The 18,520-nt window shown below is 52.3% G+C and carries 6 protein-coding genes; 5 read left to right on the top strand and 1 reads right to left on the bottom strand.

From position 1 onward, the window contains the following. Window positions 1-119 precede the first annotated feature (119 nt). From J7439_RS23255 to J7439_RS23240, 4 genes are all read left to right on the top strand, one after another. Window positions 120-5,537, top strand: coding sequence for an AAA family ATPase (locus J7439_RS23255; RefSeq protein ID WP_209204442.1), 5,418 nt, complete (start codon window positions 120-122; stop codon window positions 5,535-5,537). A gap of 320 nt (window positions 5,538-5,857) precedes the next feature. Then, window positions 5,858-10,030 carry a transglutaminase domain-containing protein gene (locus tag J7439_RS23250; protein WP_209204441.1) on the top strand — a complete coding sequence of 1,391 codons (4,173 nt, stop codon included), beginning with the start codon at window positions 5,858-5,860 and terminating at the stop codon, window positions 10,028-10,030. A gap of 140 nt (window positions 10,031-10,170) precedes the next feature. Then, window positions 10,171-10,740 (top strand): hypothetical protein, encoded by a 570-nt coding sequence (locus J7439_RS23245; protein ID WP_209204440.1) that lies wholly within the window; start codon window positions 10,171-10,173, stop codon window positions 10,738-10,740. 380 nt (window positions 10,741-11,120) lie between these two features. Beyond that, window positions 11,121-17,465 (top strand): AAA family ATPase, encoded by a 6,345-nt coding sequence (locus J7439_RS23240; protein WP_209204439.1) that lies wholly within the window; start codon window positions 11,121-11,123, stop codon window positions 17,463-17,465. A gap of 148 nt (window positions 17,466-17,613) precedes the next feature. Here the strand turns inward: J7439_RS23240 and J7439_RS23235 are convergent, their stop codons facing one another. Next, the gene (locus tag J7439_RS23235; RefSeq protein ID WP_209204438.1) at window positions 17,614-17,760 is read right to left on the bottom strand and encodes a hypothetical protein; all 147 of its coding nucleotides are present in this window, start codon (window positions 17,758-17,760) and stop codon (window positions 17,614-17,616) included. Between the two features lie 44 nt (window positions 17,761-17,804). Here J7439_RS23235 and J7439_RS23230 point away from each other — a divergent pair. Continuing rightward, window positions 17,805-18,520, top strand: a 716-nt coding sequence (locus J7439_RS23230) for a hypothetical protein (protein ID WP_209204437.1), incomplete at its 3' end; no start/stop codon positions are given.

The raw sequence follows: 18,520 nt of genomic DNA, 5'->3' as shown, positions 1-18,520 counted from the left end.
GTGCCACCGAACTCAATGCCCGGAAAGACCAGACGATCAGCGACAGCACCGTTTTTTGTCCCCAAAGCCCGTTTGTGGTGATTAACGGCAGCTCAATCGAGCGTCTCAAAGGCCATGTGATGATAGAGGGCACTGCCGTTGTGCAAACGGATATGCTCACCAATCTGCTGCAAGGTTGCAGGCAACTGGTGCTTACTGGCGAGTTGGATGACAAACAGTGGTTATGGTTATTGTGCCGACTGGAGGAATTACCGGAGAGTAAAAGACCACAGTTGTTTGCCAATTTGCCAACCGACCGGTTGATCACTGCAAGGGCTGGCCACTGGCCAACCACTGGAGCCAACAACCAACACTGCGCCACTGTCATCTATCAGATCAACCCCGGGGACACTCTGGAATCCCTGCAACAGGTCAACCTCATCAGCCAGAGCCGTTTCACCTTTTCCCTGACCAACAGTCCACTGCTGGATGCCCTGGTCAATGGGACGCCAACGACCCTTTATGGTCTGGAGCGCAACCCGGAATTGGCTGCCAACCTGGAAACCCTGTTATTGCCCGCCCCTTACCTGTTTATTCATGGGCACAAGATGGATCTGCCAAAGGCACGGGTCACCTTCATGCCCCCCCCGAGGCAGCAAACCACCGGCTCAGCATTGATCAACGCCCTGCTCAACGTTTCCGACAGCCAACCACCTGCACCGGAAAACCCGGTCTACTCCCTGCTGATGTCACTGCCCCAATCCTGTCAAAGGAACTATCCGGACAGGCCGCCCTGGAACGGGGAGGATTTTCAGCTTCGGTTTGAGCAACAGGCCGAGGCAGAACGCCTGCTGGACGGTAGCCCAGGGCTTCTGCCCTGCCATCAACGCCGGGCCTTGCATGTGCTGTTGGCCAAGGCGTATCGCGGCGATCCGGAGATTTACAGTTTCATTAAGGCGAAAATTGCCTGCTATTACCCTGATCAACCCGCCGACAACCGTGCTGACCGATCCGCCCTGGAGCAATGGCTGACCGACCACCCTGCCCCGGAGCTGAGGGACATTGAGGCTTGTTTCTGGACGCTGGCCCGGCACTGTCCGGCCACGGTACACCAGGACATCAACAACCCGCACTCTATTTGTCGCGACGCAGTGAAGCAGCTGGCCACCTATATGGTCGCCGCCGCCCCCCGGGCACAGCAGCGGCCCCTGGCACAGCGATTGGGTGTTGATCTTCGGCTGGCCCGGCAAAAACGCCTGTTTGACGGGAACCTGCGCTCAACCTTAAAAGATACCCTGATTGCTCACCGGGCATCACTCAGGCAGGGCACCATCATCAGCCAAACAACCGGGACGCTGGAGAGCCAGATTGCTGCCATTCTGAATCAGACCGACCAACAGAAATCACAACAGATCCGGGAGTTACTGGCCACCAACTTTATTGATGATCAGTTACCCGGGCCGTGCCAGGATTTGCCCGATGCCCTCCTTGCCCGACAGCGCCATCACTGGTCCCGGCAGGAGCGGCGTCTGGTGCATTTGGCCCGGAGGGTCCGGGAGCATCCCGTGGTGTTCCTGCAGGGGGAAGCCGGAGCCGGCAAGACCTTTATGGCCAGAGCCATTGCTGCCAAGGCTAAGTATCCAGACTGTCAGGTGCTTCAACTTGGGCCCAACCACACCCGGGAAGCCCTGTTTGGTGGACAGCAGCTGGTGAGTTATTCAGTGGGCAATGGGGCGGAGGATCATGGCACCGAATTTTGTGAAGGGCCACTGCTGCAGTGGGCATTATCAAAAGATCCGCCCCTGCTGGTGCTCGATGAAGCCAATCTGGCACCAGAGGGCCTGCTGGCCCCCCTGGCCGGTTTAACCCGGCAGCCGCCGGTGCTTCATTATCAGGGCCGGGAGTACGAACTGAACGACCGGCACCGGATTATTCTCACCGGTAATCCGGACCATTATTCAGGGCGGCACCTGGATAACACGCTGAAATCACGGATTCCCACCTTCTTTTATAACCCCTTGCCGGACACCGTGCTGGCCAACGCCATCATTCTGCCCAATCTACCCCGGGCCTGGCCTGATCATCTGAAACAACAGGCCCGTGACCGGCTATTAACTCTGTACAACCAGTTCCGGGAGCTGCTGGAGACCACCCCCAGAGATATCACCGATGTGCTGGCCACCGTTCGCCAGATTCTCCGTCACTGTTCCGCTACCGGGGACAACACGCCAGCGCAAGTCAACGCCCTGATCAGGCGGGCATTTATGGACAGCCTGGCCGGGGCTGTAACCACGGAATTCCAGCAACGGCTGAACACCCTCAACGTCTGGTACCAGGGCCAGTTCAAGGAAGATCCGTCCCTTTTGGCGGGGGTTGACTCGAGCTTTACTGATTTTATCCAACGACTGCAGGCCGCCAACCCCGATGGAGACTTCTCTGCGGAGCCTGTCCGGCAGCTGGTCTACCACTACTGGCAAAGTCTGGACAAGGATGACTCGGGACGCACCGCTATGCTGGTGGAAGGGCCGGCGGGCTGGGGCAAGGATTTTGTGCTGGACAGAACCATCCGGCTCTGGCAACAACAGCAAGAGAGGAAACAACGGCCAGTACGCCCGTTTGTCCATATCAATGCCAACCCGAACCAGTGGACCAATCTGGCCGAGAGCGTTAAACAGGCGATGAGCCGGGGGCAACTGATCGCCATCAGTGAGCTTAACCTGATTCCCAGCCACTATGTAGAAGGGTTGCTGAATCATGTGTTGACCGGCCATGCAGCACGGGGATTTCGCCTGTTTGCCACCATCAATCCCGGCTATTTTGCCGGACGGGAAGCGCTGAGCAAGGCCCTGACGAGCCGCTGCACCCAGGTCAGGCTGGCTGCCCTGACCCCGGAAGACCTGGCAAGGCTGGTGCAGGGATTACCCGAGATACCCGACGGGTTGCCCCAATGGCTGGCGGGTCACTTCCACCAACTGGCCACAGCGCTGCATCAGCAGAACTGCCCGGTGCAACTGGCACTGGACGACCTGTTCAGCAGCGCCCGGCATCTGGCCACTCACCACCCTGAACAATGGTATCGGGCCTTGAAACAACACCTGTCACTGCCCTTTCGCGCCTTGCAGACACCGCTGCCTCCGCTTCTGGAAGATGCAGCACGCCTGGAACGAATCAAGCAGGAAGAACAACGACGCCGGGACCTTGAGGCCATGGCCAATAGCATGTCCGGACTGTTGACGCCCATCACGGTAACATTCGGGCCTGCACTCCGTTGTAGTGATCGGGTAATCACGGTGACACCGGAGGCAACAGAGGTGGACGTCATAACAGTTGTGCAAGCCATGCAGCAAAACATGCAGCAACAAAACATGGAGATCAGCAGCGGGTCAACGGTAAAGCAAAAAAACCGGCATTTGGGTTACTCTTTCGAATTTGGCAATATTGTGGCTTACGCCCACTTAAACATCATCAGGTACTACCCGCAACATCCTTACAATGCCAACCAATATCGTCTCTATTTTCTGGAGACCCGTCTGGATGAAGACGGCCAGTTGCGCAACTACCCCATTGACTGGACAGATGGCACGCTAACATCGTTGCCGGGATGGCCTGATGATACCGTCTGGCGGACCGACCTTGGCACCGATGAACTGCCCGGCAAGTTTACGCTGACCCTGAATAACCAGTGGCAGCCCCTGCCTGCCCTGACGCCCAAAGACCAGCTCCGGGCACTGCGCTGCACCCCGGACACCCCCATTGAGCTGGCCCGAAGCGAGCTGACAGGGCAACTGTTAATCAAAAGTAAGGCATCCTCAGCGTCACCGGTAACGGTGGACTTTATCATTGCCCCCGGGCAAGCCTATTTTACCCGACTGAGACCGGGCGACAGCCTGATATTACAACAGGGATTGTGCAGTCAACAGCTTGCAGGTCTCCTGGCAGAGCACATTTTTCACTCCAAAACCAACACCTGCGAAGCCTATACAGAGCTGCGTGACATCGATGGGATCTGGGATATCCCGCAACGACTCAGGGCATTGATGGGTTGGCTGAATACATTCTCCGATTGCAAAAATGTGACCGGAAAAGATGAACAGCTGTTGCTGAATATGCTCAGGGAAAAACAAGGGGTTTGCCAACAAAAGGCGATGATCTTCCAGGTGCTCTGCCACTATTGGGATATTCCAGCCCGACAAGTAAGGAATGCCGGGCACAGTTTTGTTGAAATCAGCCCCGATGGCGGCCGCACCTGGCGACAATACCAAATCAAGGGTGGCGGACAGGTCATTGAATGTATCACAGAACCCGACTGGGGGGATTATCATCGACCAGGCTGTTCTGAGCTGATGCCACCTGAGGGGTATGCCTATTCCAACCAATTTAACAATTCATCGCAAAATCTCTATTATTTAATTAATGAGAATCTTGGTTATCTTGCAAACCAATTACTGTTAAACAAAAACGAATCAGCTGTGACTGAGGTTATGCACACTCTTGAAGATATCTACTCTGTGTTCCACAGAAAACCATTAGGCTCCAGCGTTGACAAAGATTTGCAGATCAATTGGGGGGTACTATTATCGCCACAAATATTTCACCGGTTTGGTAACAACATAAATAAATGGAAAAGTATCATAGAAAAAAGCGCCTGGCTTATGTTAGAGAAGAGAGGCAATAACAATGCGACACATAATTTCATGCATTTTAATATACAGATATTATATCGCCTGATACATGCACAAGAGCCTGATGTGCACTATTTGAACTGGCTATGTGATCTTTACCAATCAGTGCCTGAATTTCTGAAATATGTATTATTGGCCATCTTACAAACGTTCTCTGAGTCCTGTGACTCCTGTCAGTTAAAAGACCAGGTAAAATTAATACTTATGTCTTATCCTCTAGAACCCGAAAAAACTGATATTGATGCTGATGAACAGAAAATTTACCAGGTAAGATTATCAAAGCTCTGCATAAACTTTATCCAAACGATGACCATGAGCCACTCACTTTTGGAGCGACTATCACAGCCTCGCATCCATCAACAACTCCACCACCAGCCTGTGGGCAATAGCATTATCATCCCTGAAAAGCTTATGTCCGGAGAGCCTGCTTTCCTGAGCGTATCAAAATCTACAAGCTACAAACCCATTATCTTCGACTGTACTTCCTTACCAGACCAAGAGGTAGACGACAAGATTGCTGGATCAATAAAATCCGGAGTAAGGTCAGGAATTATCGAAATATCCAAGAGTGAAAAGCATGAAGAGTTAAGCGTGATAATAAGAAGAATATTCTTTTATTGGCTGGCAGCGCATCACATAAATGATACAACTTCTCCCGTTTGGTTGAGTTGCTATTATAATAGCTATTCTAAGACAGTTCAGCCTTACATTGATAACAGCCTTATGCTTGATGACCTCAAAGTTGAGCCCATGGCCCGATTAAAATTACCCCCGGAACGTATAAAATACTGTTTTAACCAACCTTCCGCTGTCGTTCTTCAAAAGGATGATTTGCTTGTCCTTTTAGATGAGTTTCTTGCATTGATCGCAGATTAGGAAAATAGGGAGAAGGAAACGTTAGTCATGCCGTTTTTTGGTTGTTGGGTAGGAATAAAAAAATCATAAACGAAAGTTCTAAATTATGAACAAATGTCGTAAGTCAGATTCCGGGAAACCCGGGTTCAACAGGGCAAGGGCTATCGAGCCATCAGCCAAACTATCCGAATAAACCAGAAATCCAAAAGCGCATTAGCAAACCACTCAACAATGACTGCTCGATAAATGTTCATGCGTTTGCAGTGGAAGGAACGTTCTTATTATTTTGTTGTCCATAATTTCCTGACACCGGCATTCATAAATCAGGTATGGATGATCAAATGGACAAAACAACCAATGAAGTTATCAATTATCATTCCTTTCCAAATCAAACAATAACCCACTCTTTACCACATCAGGTGGGAAACAAAAGGAAAATATCTGATTTTTCCAATGGACAGGCAAAGCTTCAGCAATCTTCAGCACATCGGTCAGTATTAATAGAACCTCAAAAAGTCCCAACGCCTGACTTAGGACAAAGGACGACAGCCGCCTGTCAAGTTACCTCTCACTTTCAAAGCGATCACTCCACCGCCCGCGCAACGGATCAGGAAGCGGCCCATCAGAGCCTGAGCACCGGTGAGTTCTTTTTTGCCAATACTCCGTTAACCCAACAGCGAATTATTGATCAATTACGCCATGAACAGCCTGCAACGTATTGCATTCGCGCGCTGGCTGATCTGGAAAAACACGGCCTGATGCAACAAACCTGGCTAGAGGGCGGCCAATTACAAAAAGCAGAAGGCCGACTGTTTACGGATGAGCCGATGACCCTGGTGTTTGACCTGACCTCCATGAGACCCGGTGATATCGCCAGCTTTAATGACCTTCTTCAGGTGGGACCCAAGTGTAACGATAAACCACTGGGCGATCACATCCGGCGGGTATTTCTGGTCAACCACGGGATGCTGGACGGAAGTAAGCCCGCCAACCCCGACCTCTGGCGCAGATTGGGGCAAATGCCGGAAAAGACCGTATCAGAAGCCGACTGCCATATTGCTGATTCGGTGACCGATGAAACCTTGCTGGCCCAAAAAACCACAGAAGACATCCCGGCCAATCCCCTCCGCACCGCCATCAACTTTGCCACCACCGACAACTGGTACCACCAACTGTTTGGTGGTATCACCCTCAATGATCGGGGTCGGCTGGTTTTTTCTGAAGGGGCTCTGGCCAACCTGAAAGAGAGCACCCACCTGGTATTCAACAACGCACCCTGGGAAGACACTGGCTTCCAGACAGCTCTGGCAACGGCCATACGGGTTGGCGGATTCACCGCCAACCGGCAATGGGTCCGGCTGCCTGAGCAGATATCCCTGTCCGTAGCGCATATCTGTGCCACCGAACTTAATGCCCGGAAAGACCAGGCGATCAGCGACAGCACCGTTTTTTGTCTCCAAAGCCCGTTTGTGGTGATTAACGGCAGCTCAATCGAGTGTCTCAAAGGCCATGTGATGGTGGAGGGCACTGTCGTTGTGCAAACGGATATGCTCGCTAATCTGCTGCAAGGTTGCAGGCAACTGGTGCTTACTGGCGAGCTGGATGACAAACAGTGGTTATGGTTACTGTGCCAACTGGAGCAGTTACCGGCGAGTAAAAGACCACGTTTGTTTGCTAATTTGCCAACCGACCGGTTGCTCCCTGCAAGGGCTCCGGGAGTCTGCAACCCACACTGCGACACTTTCACCTATCAGATTAACCCCGGGGACACCCTGGAATCCCTGCAACAGGTCAACCTCACCAGCCAGAACTGTTTCACTTTTTCCCTGACCAACAGTCGACTGCTGGATGCCCTGGTCAATGGGACGCCAACGACCCTTTATGGTCTGGAGCGCAACCCGGAATTGGCTGCCAACCTGGAAACCCTGTTATTGCCCGCCCCTTACCTGTTTATTCATGGGCATAAGATGGATCTGCCAAAGGCACGGGTCACCTTCATGCCTCCCCCGGGGCGGCAAACCACCGGCTCAGCATTGATCAACGCTCTGCTCAACGTTTCCGACAGCCAACCACCCGCACCGGAAAACCCGGTCTACTCCCTGCTGATGTCTCTGCCCCAATCCTGTCAAAAGCGCTATCCGGACAGGCCGCCCTGGACCGGGGAGGATTTTCAGCTTCGGTTTGAGCAACAGGCCGAGGCAGAACGCCTGCTGGACGGTAGTCCAGGGCTTCTGCCCTGCCATCAACGCCGTGCCTTGCATGTGCTGTTGGCCAAGGCGTATCGTGGCGATCCGGAGATTTACAGTTTCATCAAGGCGAAAATTGCCGGTTATTATCCTGATCAACCCGCCGACAACCGGGCCGACCGATCCGCCCTGGAGCAATGGCTGACCGACCACCCTGTCCCGGAGCTGAGGAACATTGAGGCTTGTTTCTGGACGCTGGCCCGGCACTGTCCGGCCACGGTACACCAGGACATCAAAAACCCGCACTCTATTTGTCGCGACGCAGTGAAACAGCTGGCCATCTATATGGTCGCCGCCGCCCCCCGGGCACAGCAGCGGCCCCTGGCACAGCGATTGGGTGTTGATCTCCGGCTGGCCCGGCAAAAACGCTTTTTTGATGGAAACCTGCGCTCAACCTTAAAAGATACCCTGATTGCTCACCGATTATTACTCAGGCAAAACACCATCATCAGCCAAACGATTGGGACGCTGGAGAGCCAGATTAGCGCCATTCTGAATCAGGCCGACCAACAGAAGTCACAACAGCTCCGGGAGTTACTGGCCACCAACTTTGTTGATGATCAGTTACCCGGGCCGTGCCAGGATTTGCCCGATGCCCTCCTTGCCCGACAGCGCCATCACTGGTCCCGGCAGGAGCGGCGTCTGGTGCATTTGGCCCGGAGGGTCCGGGAGCATCCCGTGGTGTTCCTGCAGGGTGAGGCCGGAGCCGGCAAGACCTTTATGGCCAGAGCCATTGCTGCCAAGGCTAAGTATCCAGGCTGCCAGGTGCTTCAGCTTGGGCCCAACCACACCCAGGAAGCCCTGTTTGGCGGACCGCAGCTGGTGAGTTATTCAGTGGGCAATGGGGCGGAGGATCATGGCACCGAATTTTGTGAAGGGCCCCTGCTGCAGTGGGCATTATCAAAAGATCCGCCCCTCCTGGTGCTCGATGAAGCCAATCTGGCACCAGAGGGCCTGCTGGCCCCCCTGGCCGGTTTAACCCGGCAGCCGCCGGTGCTTCAACCGTTGCCAGGATGGCCTGATGATAGCGTCTGGCGGACCAACCTTGGCGCAGATGAACTGCCCGGCAAGTGTACGCTGATCCTGAATAACCAGTGGCAGCCCCTGCCTGCCCTGACGCCCAAAGACCAGCTCCGGGCACTGCGCTGCACCCCGAAAACCCCTGTTGAGCTGGCCCGAAGCGAGCTGACAGGGCAACTGTTAATCAAAAGTCAGGCATCCTCAGCGTCACCGGTAACGGTGGACTTTATCATTGCCCCCGGGCAAACCTATTTTACCCAACTAAGACCGGGCGAATGGCTGACATTACCAGAGGGATTATGCAGTCAACGGCTTGAAGATCTCCTGGCAGAGACTATTTTTTACTCCGAAACCAACACCTGCAAAGCCTATGCAGAGCTGCGTAACATCCATGGGATCCCGGATATCCCGCAACGACTCAGGGCGCTGCTGGGTTGGCTGGATACATTTTCCGATAGAAAAAATGTGACCGGACAAGATGAACAGCTGTTGCTGAATATGCTCAGGGAGAAACAGGGGGCTTGCCGACACAAGGCGACGATTTTCCAGGTGCTCTGCCACTATTGGGGTATTCCTGCGCGGCAAGTAGAGAATGCTTCGCACCGTTTTGTTGAGATCAGCCCCGATGGCGGCCGCACCTGGCGACAATACCAACTCGGGGGTGGCGGACAGACCATTGAAGATATCGCAGAACCCGACTGGGGGGATTATCATCGACCAGGCCATTCTGCGCTGAAGCCGCCCGAGGAGTATGCCTATTCCGACCAATTTATCGGTTCATGGCGAGACTTCTTTCATTTAATTGATAAGAATTTTGATTGTCTTGCAAACCAATTACTGTTGAGCAAAAACGAATCAGCTGTGACGGCGGTTATGCACACACTTGAAGATATCTACTCTACATTCCACCGAGAATCTGTAAGCTCCGGCAATTACAGAGGTATGCAGAATAATTGGGGGGTACTATTATCGCCACAAATGTTTTACCGGTTGGGTAAAAAAATAAATGAATGGAAAAGCATCATAGAAAAAAGCGCTTGGCTTATGGTAGATACCTGGGGCAATGAGGCGATACATTGCTTCATGCTTTCGCCTATAAAGGTATTATATCGCCTGATAGATGCACAAGAGCCTGATGTGCACTATTTGAACTGGCTATGTGATCTTTACCGATCAGTACCTGAATTCCTGAAATATGTATTATTGGCCATCTTACAGACGTTCTCTGAGTCCTGTGACTCCTGTTAGTTAAAGGACCAGGTAAAATTAATGCTTATGTCATATTCTTTAAGTCCCGAGAAACTGGCCTTTGATATTGAGGAACAAAAAACTGACAAGGTACGCACAAGGTACGCTTATCAAAGCTCTGCACAGACTTTATCAAAACGATGACCATGAGCCACTCTCTTTTGGAGCAACTATCACAGCCTCGCATCCATCAACAACTCCACCACCAGCCTGTGGGCAACAGCATTATCATCCCTGAAAAGCTTATGTCCGGAGAGGCTGCTTTCCTGAGCGTATCAAAATCTACAAGCTACAAACCCATTATCTTCGATTGCACATCCTTACCAGACCAGGAGGTAAACGACAAAATTGCTGGATCAATAAAATCCGGAGTAAGGCCAGGAATTATCGAAATATCCATGAGTGAAAAGCATGTAGAGTTAAATGGGTTAATAAAAAAAATATTCTTTTATTGGCTGGCAGCACATCACATGAATGATACCACCTCTCCCGTTTGGTTGACTTGGTATTATAATAACTATTCCAGGTCAGTGCAGACTTACCTTGATAGTCGGCTTACGCTTGATGACTGCAAAGTTAAGCCCATGGCCCGATTAAAATTACCCCCGGAACGTATAAAATACTGTTTTAACCAACCTTCCGCTGTCGTTCTTCAAACGGATGATTTGCTGGTCCTTTTAGATGAGTTTCTTGCATTGATTGCAGATTAGGAAAACAGGGAGAAGGAAACATTAGTAAACCACTCAACAATGACTGCTCGATAAATATTCATGCATTTGTAGTGGAAGGAACGTTCTTATTATTTTGTTGTCCTTAATCTCATGATACCGGCATTCATAAATCGGGCACGGATGATCAAATGGACAAAACAACAAATGAAGTTATCAACTATCACTCCTTTCCAAATCAAACAATAACCCACTCCTTACCACATCAGGTGGGAAACATAAGGAAAATATCGGAGTTTTCCGATGGACAGGCAAAGCTTCAGCAATCTTCAGCAAAGCGATCAAGATTGATAGAACGTCAAAAAGTCCCAACGCCTGACTTAGGACAAAGGACGACAGCCGCCTGCCAAGTTACCTCTCTCTTGCAAAGCGATCACTCCACCGCCCGCTCAACGAATCAGGAAACGGTCCATCAGAGCCTGAGCACCGGCGAGTTCTATTTTGCCAATACTCCGTTAACCCAACAGCGAATTATTGATCAATTACGCCATGAACAGCCTGCAACGTATTGCATTCGTGCGCTGGATGATCTGGAAAAACACGGCCTGATGCAACAAACCTGGCTAGAGGGCGGCCAATTACAAAAAGCAGAAGGCCGACTGTTTACGGATGAGCCGATGACCCTGGTGTTTGACCTGACCTCCATGAAACCCGGTGATATCGCCAGCTTTAATGACCTCCTTCAGGTGGGCCCCAAGTGTAACGATAAACCACTGGGCGACCACATCCGGCGGGTATTTCTGGTCAACCACGGGATGCTGGACGGGAGCCAGCCGGCCAACCCCGACCTCTGGCGCAGATTGGGGCAAATGCCGGAAAAGGCCGTATCAGAAGCCGACTGCTATATTGCTGATTCGGTGACCGATGAAACCTTGCTGGCCCAAAAAACCACAGAAGACATCCCGGCTCATGCCCCCCTCATCACCATCGACTTTGCTACTACTGACAATTGGTACCAACAACTGTTCGGCGGTATCACCCTCAATGATCGGGGTCGGCTGGTTTTTTCTGAAGGGGCCCTGGCCAACCTGAAAGAAAGCACTCACCTGGTGTTTAACAACGCACCATGGGACGACACTGGCTTTCAGACAGCCCTGGCAACGGCCATACGGGTTGGCGGATTCACCGCCAACCGGCAATGGGTCCGGCTGCCTGAACAGATATCCCTGTCCGTAGCCCATGTCTGTGCCACCGAACTCAACGCCCGGAAAGACCAGGCGATCAGCGACAGCACCGTTTTTTGTCCCCAAAGCCCGTTTGTGGTGATTAACGGCAGCTCAATCGAGCGTCTCAAAGGCCATGTGATGGTAGAGGGCACTGTCGTTGTGCAAACGGATATGCTCGCTAATCTGCTGCAAGGTTGCAGGCAACTGGTGCTTACTGGCGAGCTGGATGACAAACAGTGGTTATGGTTATTGTGCCGACTGGAGGAATTACCGGAGAGTAAAAGACCACAGTTGTTTGCCAGTTTGCCAACCGATTTGTTGCTCCCTGAAAGGGCTACGGAAGCCTGCAACCCGCAGTGCGCTACTGTCTCCTATCAGATCAACCCCGAGGATACCCTGGAATCCCTGCAACAGGTCAACCTCACCAGCCAGAACCTTTTTACCTTTTCCCTGACCAACAGTCCACTGTTGGATGCTCTGGTCAATGGAACGCCAACGACCCTTTATGGTCTGGAGCGCAACCCGGAATTGGCTGCCAACCTGGAAACCCTGTTATTACCCGCCCCTTACCTGTTTATTCATGGGCACAAGATGGATCTGCCAAAGGCACGGGTCACCTTCATGCCTCCCCCGGGGCAGCAAACCACCGGCTCAGCATTGATCAACGCCCTGCTCAACGTTTCCGACAGCCAACCGCCCGCACCGGAAAACCCGGTCTACTCCCTGCTGATGTCACTGCCCCGATCCTGTCAAAGGCACTATCCGGACAGGCCGCCCTGGACCGGGGAGGATTTTCAGCTTCGGTTTGAGCAACAGGCCGAGGCAGAGCGCCGGCAGGATGGTAGCCCCGGGCTTCTGCCCTGCCATCAACGCCGTGCCTTGCATGTGCTGTTGGCCAAGGCGTATCGCGGTGATCCGGAGATTTACAGTTTCATCAAGGCCAAAATTGCCGGTTATTATCCTGATCAACCCACCGACAACCGGGCCGACCGATCCGCCCTGGAGCATTGGCTGACCCGCCACCCGGCCCCGGAGCTTAGGGACATCAAGGCCGATTTCTGGACGCTGGCCCGGCACTGTCCGGCCACGGTACACCAGGACATCAAAAACCCGCACTCTATTTGTCGCGACGCAGTGAAGCAGCTGGCCACCTATATGGTCGCCGCCGCCCCCCGGGCACAGCAGCGGCCCCTGGCACAGCGATTGGGGGTTGATCTTCGGCGGGCCCGGCAAAAACGCTTTTTTGATGGAAACCTGCGCTCGACCTTAAAAGATACCCTGATCGCTCACCGATTATTACTCAGGCAAGACACCATCATCAGCCAAACGGTTGGGACGCTGGAGAGCCAGATTAGCGCCATTCTGAATCAGGCCGACCAACAGAAATCACAACCGATCCGGGAGGTACTGGCCACGGCCTTTGAGAATGATCAGTTACCCGGGCAGTGTCAGGATCTGCCCGACGCCCTCCTTGCCCGGCAGCGCCCTGACCGGTCCCGGCAGGAGCGACGTCTGGAGCATTTGGCCCAGAGGGTCCGGGAGCATCCCGTGGTATTCCTGCAGGGCGAGGCCGGAGCAGGCAAGACCTTTATGGCCAGGGCCATTGCGGCCAGGGCTGGTTATCCAGCCTGTCAGGTGCTTCAGCTTGGGCCCAACGACACTCAGGAAGCCCTGTTTGGCGGACCGCAGCTGGTGAATTATTCAATGGGCAATGGGGCGGAGGATCATGGCACCGAATTTTGTGAAGGGCCACTGCTGCAGTGGGCATTATCAAAAGATCCGCCCCTCCTGGTGCTCGATGAAGCCAATCTGGCACCAGAGGGCCTGCTGGCCCCCCTGGCCGGTTTAACCCGGCAGCCGCCGGTGCTTCATTATCAGGGCCGGGAGTACGAACTGAACGACCGGCACCGGATTATTCTCACCGGTAATCCGGACCATTATTCAGGGCGGCACCTGGATAACACGCTGAAATCACGGATTCCCACCTTCTTTTATAACCCCTTGCCGGACACCGTGCTGGCCAACGCCATCATTCTGCCCAATCTACCCCGGGCCTGGCCTGATCATCTGAAACAACAGGCCCGTGACCGGCTATTAACTCTGTACAACCAGTTCCGGGAGCTGCTGGAGACCACCCCCAGAGATATCACCGATGTGCTGGCCACCGTTCGCCAGATTCTCCGTCACTGTTCCGCTACCGGGGACAACACGCCAGCGCAAGTCAACGCCCTGATCAGGCGGGCATTTATGGACAGTCTGGCCGGTGCTGTAACCACGGAATACCAGCAACGGCTGAACACCCTCAACGTCTGGTACCAGGGCCAGTTCAAGGAAGATCCGTCCCTTTTGGCGGGGGTTGACGCGAGCTTTACTGATTTTATCCAACGACTGCAGGCCACCAACCCCGATGGTGACTTCTCTGCGGAGCCTGTCCGGCAGCTGGTCTACCACTACTGGCAAAGTCTGGACAAGGATGACTCGGGACGCACCGCCATGCTGGTGGAAGGGCCGGCGGGCTGGGGCAAGGATTTTGTGCTGGACAGAACCATCCGGCTCTGGCAACAGCAGCAAGGGATGAATCGCCCGTTTGTTCATATCAATGCCAACCCGAACCAGTGGACCACTCTGACCGAGCACGTCAAACAGACCATGAGCCAGGGGCAACTGATCGCCATCAGTGAGCTTAACCTGATTCCCAGCCACTACGTAGAAGGGTTGCTGAATAATGTGTTGACCGGCCATGCAGCGCGGGGATTCCGCCTGTTTGCCACCATCAATCCCGGCTATTTTGCCGGACGGGAAGCGCTGAGCAAGGCCCTGACCAGCCGCTGCACCCAAATCAGGCTGGCTGCCCTTGCCCCGGAAGACCTGGCCAGGCTGGTGCAGCGATTGCCCGAGATACCCGACGGGTTGCCCCAATGGCTGGCGGACCACTTCCACCAACTGGCCACTGCGCTGCATCAGCAGAACTGCCCGGTGCAACTGGCACTGGACGACCTGTTCCGCAGCGTCCGGCATCTGGCTGGTCACCGCCCTGAACAGTGGGATCAGGCCTTGCGACAACACCTGTCACTGCCCTTTCGCGCTTTAAAGACACCGCTGCCGCCGCTGGAGGAGGATACCGCGCGCCTGACACGAATCAAACAGGAAGAACAACGGCGCCAGGCCCTTGAGGTCACGGTCAATAGCATGCCCGGATTGTTGAAGCCCATCACGGTAATATTCGGGCTTATACACCGTTGTAGTGATCGGGTAATTACGGTGGCACCGGAGGCAACCGATCAGGACGTCATAACGATTGTGCAGGCCATGCAACAGGGCATGGAGAGCCATAGCGGGTCAATGGTCAGCTCTGTTGACCAGAAAAAAAACGGTCATTCGGCATACCCTTGCACATTTGGCGATATTGTGGCTTCCTCCCACTACAAGGTCGCCAGGTACTTTCCCGAAAAGCCTTATGATGCCCGCCAATATCGTCTCTCTTTTCTCCAGACCCGTCTGGATGAAGACGGCCGGTTGCGCGACTACCCCATCGACTGGACAAATGGCAAGATAACCTCTGTGGCAGGATGGCCTGATAATATCATCTGGCGGACCGACCTTGGCACCGATGAACTGCCCGGTAACATTGCGCTGACCCTGAATAACCAATGGCAGCCCCTGCCTGCCCTGACGCCCTCGGACCAGCTCCGGGCACTGCGCTGCACCCCGGACACCCCCATTGAGCTGGCCCGAAGCGAACAGACAGGGCAACTGTTAATCAAAAGTAAGGCATCCGCAGCATCATCGGTAACGGTGGACTTTATCATTGCTCCCGAGCAAACCTATTTTAACCAGCTGAGGCCGGGAGACCGGCTATTATCACAGGGATTGTGCAGTCAACGGCTTGCAGATCTCTTGGCACAGCAGGTTTTTCACCCCAAAACCAACACCTGCAAAGCCTATACAGAGCTGTGTGACATCAATGAGATCAGTGATGTTCCGCAACGGCTGATGGCGTTGATGGATTGGCTGGCTACATTTTCCGACAGCAAAAATGTGACAGGACAAGATGAACAGCTGTTGCTGAATATGCTCAGGGAGAAACAAGGGGTTTGCCGACACAAGGCGATGATCTTCCAGGTGCTCTGCCACTATTGGGGGATTCCTGCCCGGCAAGTACGGAATGTTTCGCACCGTTTTGTTGAGATCAGCCCCGATGGCGGCCAAACCTGGCGACAATACCAACTCGGTGGCGGCGGACGGGCCACTGCAGATATCACAGAACCCGACTGGGGGGAGTATCGTCAACCAGACTTATCTGAGCTGAAGCCACCCACTGAAAGGAGGCATGCCTATTCCATCCAATTGTTCGATTTAACGGAAGTAGTCCCTGCGTTAAGGAGCAAAATTGTCCATTCTCTTGCTTTTCTTGCAGATCAATTACAGTCAAACAAAAAAAGATCAGCTTCGGCTTATCTTATGCAGCTACTTAAATATCACTACTCTGCATTCAACAGAAGACCTGCAGGCTCCAGCTCAGACCTGAGCGATCTGCCGAAAAACTGGATGATACTATTATCACCACAAATGTTTTACCTGTTTGGTGACAACATACAAGACTGGGAACGTATCATAGGAAAAAGTGCCTGGAATTGTGCAGTAGACATGTACATTAGCAAAGGGCATTTGAATGAGGCACTGAAGATATTATTTCAGCTGATACAGGCACAAGAGCCTGATGTGCACTATTTGAACTGGCTATGTGATCTTTACTGCTCATCAGTGCCTCCATTTCTGAAATATATACTATTGGCTATCTTACAGACGTTCTCTGGGGCCTGTGATTCCTGTCAGTTAAAAGCCCGGGTAAAATCAATGCTTGAGTCTTATGATCTGAGGCTAAAAGAACATGACCTTGGTGAAATGAAAATAGAAAATCCACCACTTTCACAGTGCTGCATAAACCTTTTCAAAACGATGACCAAGAGCCGCTTCCTTTTGGAGCGACTATCGCAGCCTCACATCCATCAACAATTCCACCACCAGCCTGTGGGCAATAGCATTATCATCCCTGAAAAACTTATGTCCCAAGAGGCGGCTTTCCTGAACGTATCAAAATCAATAAGCTACAAACCCATTATTTTCGACTGTACTTCTTTGTCCGAGCAAGCGGTAGAGGATAAGATTGCTAAAAAAATAGAATCCGGATTAAAACCAGTAATTAGCAAAATATATGAGAGTGGAAACTATTTAAACTTCAGTTCATTAATAAGAAAACTATTCTTTAATTGGCTGGCAGCACATCACACGAATGATTCCAATCCTCCCATTTGGGTGATTTATTATTATGAGGAATATTCTGAGACAGCGCAGCCTTACTTTGTATCGATGCTTACGCATGCCGATCATCAAGTTGACCCCATCGCCCATTTAAAATTACCTCCAAAACGTTTAAAAGAGTATTTTAACCAACCTTCCGCTGTCGTTCTTCAAAAGGATGATCTGCTGGTTCTTTTAGATGAGTTTCTTGCACAGATCGAAAATGAAGACAATAAGTAGTGGCTCTTTCAGGATTCCTGACCAATGTTTCGTGAGCTATAGACAGTGTTCATAGTAGAGCAGTCCGGAAGCCAAATAGAGCCTGGGTAGTTAACCAAATGAAATCAGATTTTCTGACTACTTATGATTTCATTTGGTAGTAATGCCATCAGCATACCGGCCAGTGCCAGTTGAACTGGTTTTCCTTTCGGTTGAGCATCCACTCATCATGAATTGTCCATTTAGCCCTGGCGTCCACCGCCACAGCAAAATGGGGTTTCCGTGGCAGGAACCTTCTTATTATTTTGTTGTCCATAATTTCCTGACACCGGCATTTATAAATCAGGCATGGATGATCAAATGGACAAAACAACCAATGAAGTTATCAACTACCACGCCTTTCCAAATCAAACAATAACCCATTCTTTATTACATCGGGCGGGAGACAAAAGGAAAACATCCGTTTTTCCCGATGACGAAGCAGCGCCTGAGCAGCGTTCAGCACAGCGATCAAGATTAATAGAACCCCAAAAAGTCCCAACGCCTGACTTAGGACAAAGGACGACAGCCGCCTGTCAAGTTACCTCTCACTTTCAAAGCGATCACTCCACCGCCCGCTCAACGGATCAGGAAGCGGGCCATCAGAGCCTGAGCACCGGTGAGTTCTTTTTTGCCAATACTACGTTAACCCAACAGCGAATTATTGATCAATTACGCCATGAACAGCCTGCAACGTATTGCATTCGCACGCTGGATGATCTGGAAAAACACGGCCTGATGCAACAAACCTGGCTAGAGGGCGGCCAATTACAAAAAGCAGAAGGCCGACTGTTTACGGATGAGCCGATGACCCTGGTGTTTGACCTGACCTCCATGAAACCCGGTGATATCGCCAGCTTTAATGACCTTCTTCAGGTGGGACCCAAATGTAACGATAAACCACTGGGCGACCACATCCGGCGGGTATTTCTGGTCAACCACGGAATGCTGGACGGGAGCCAGCCGGCCAACCCCGACCTCTGGCGCAGATTAGGGCAAATGCCGGAAAAGGTCTTGGCAGAAGCTGACTATATTGC

Source organism: Salinisphaera sp. G21_0 (genome assembly GCF_017744115.1).
Classification (GTDB): domain Bacteria; phylum Pseudomonadota; class Gammaproteobacteria; order Pseudomonadales; family Endozoicomonadaceae; genus Endozoicomonas.
This window is presented reverse-complemented; position numbering and strand designations above follow the sequence as displayed.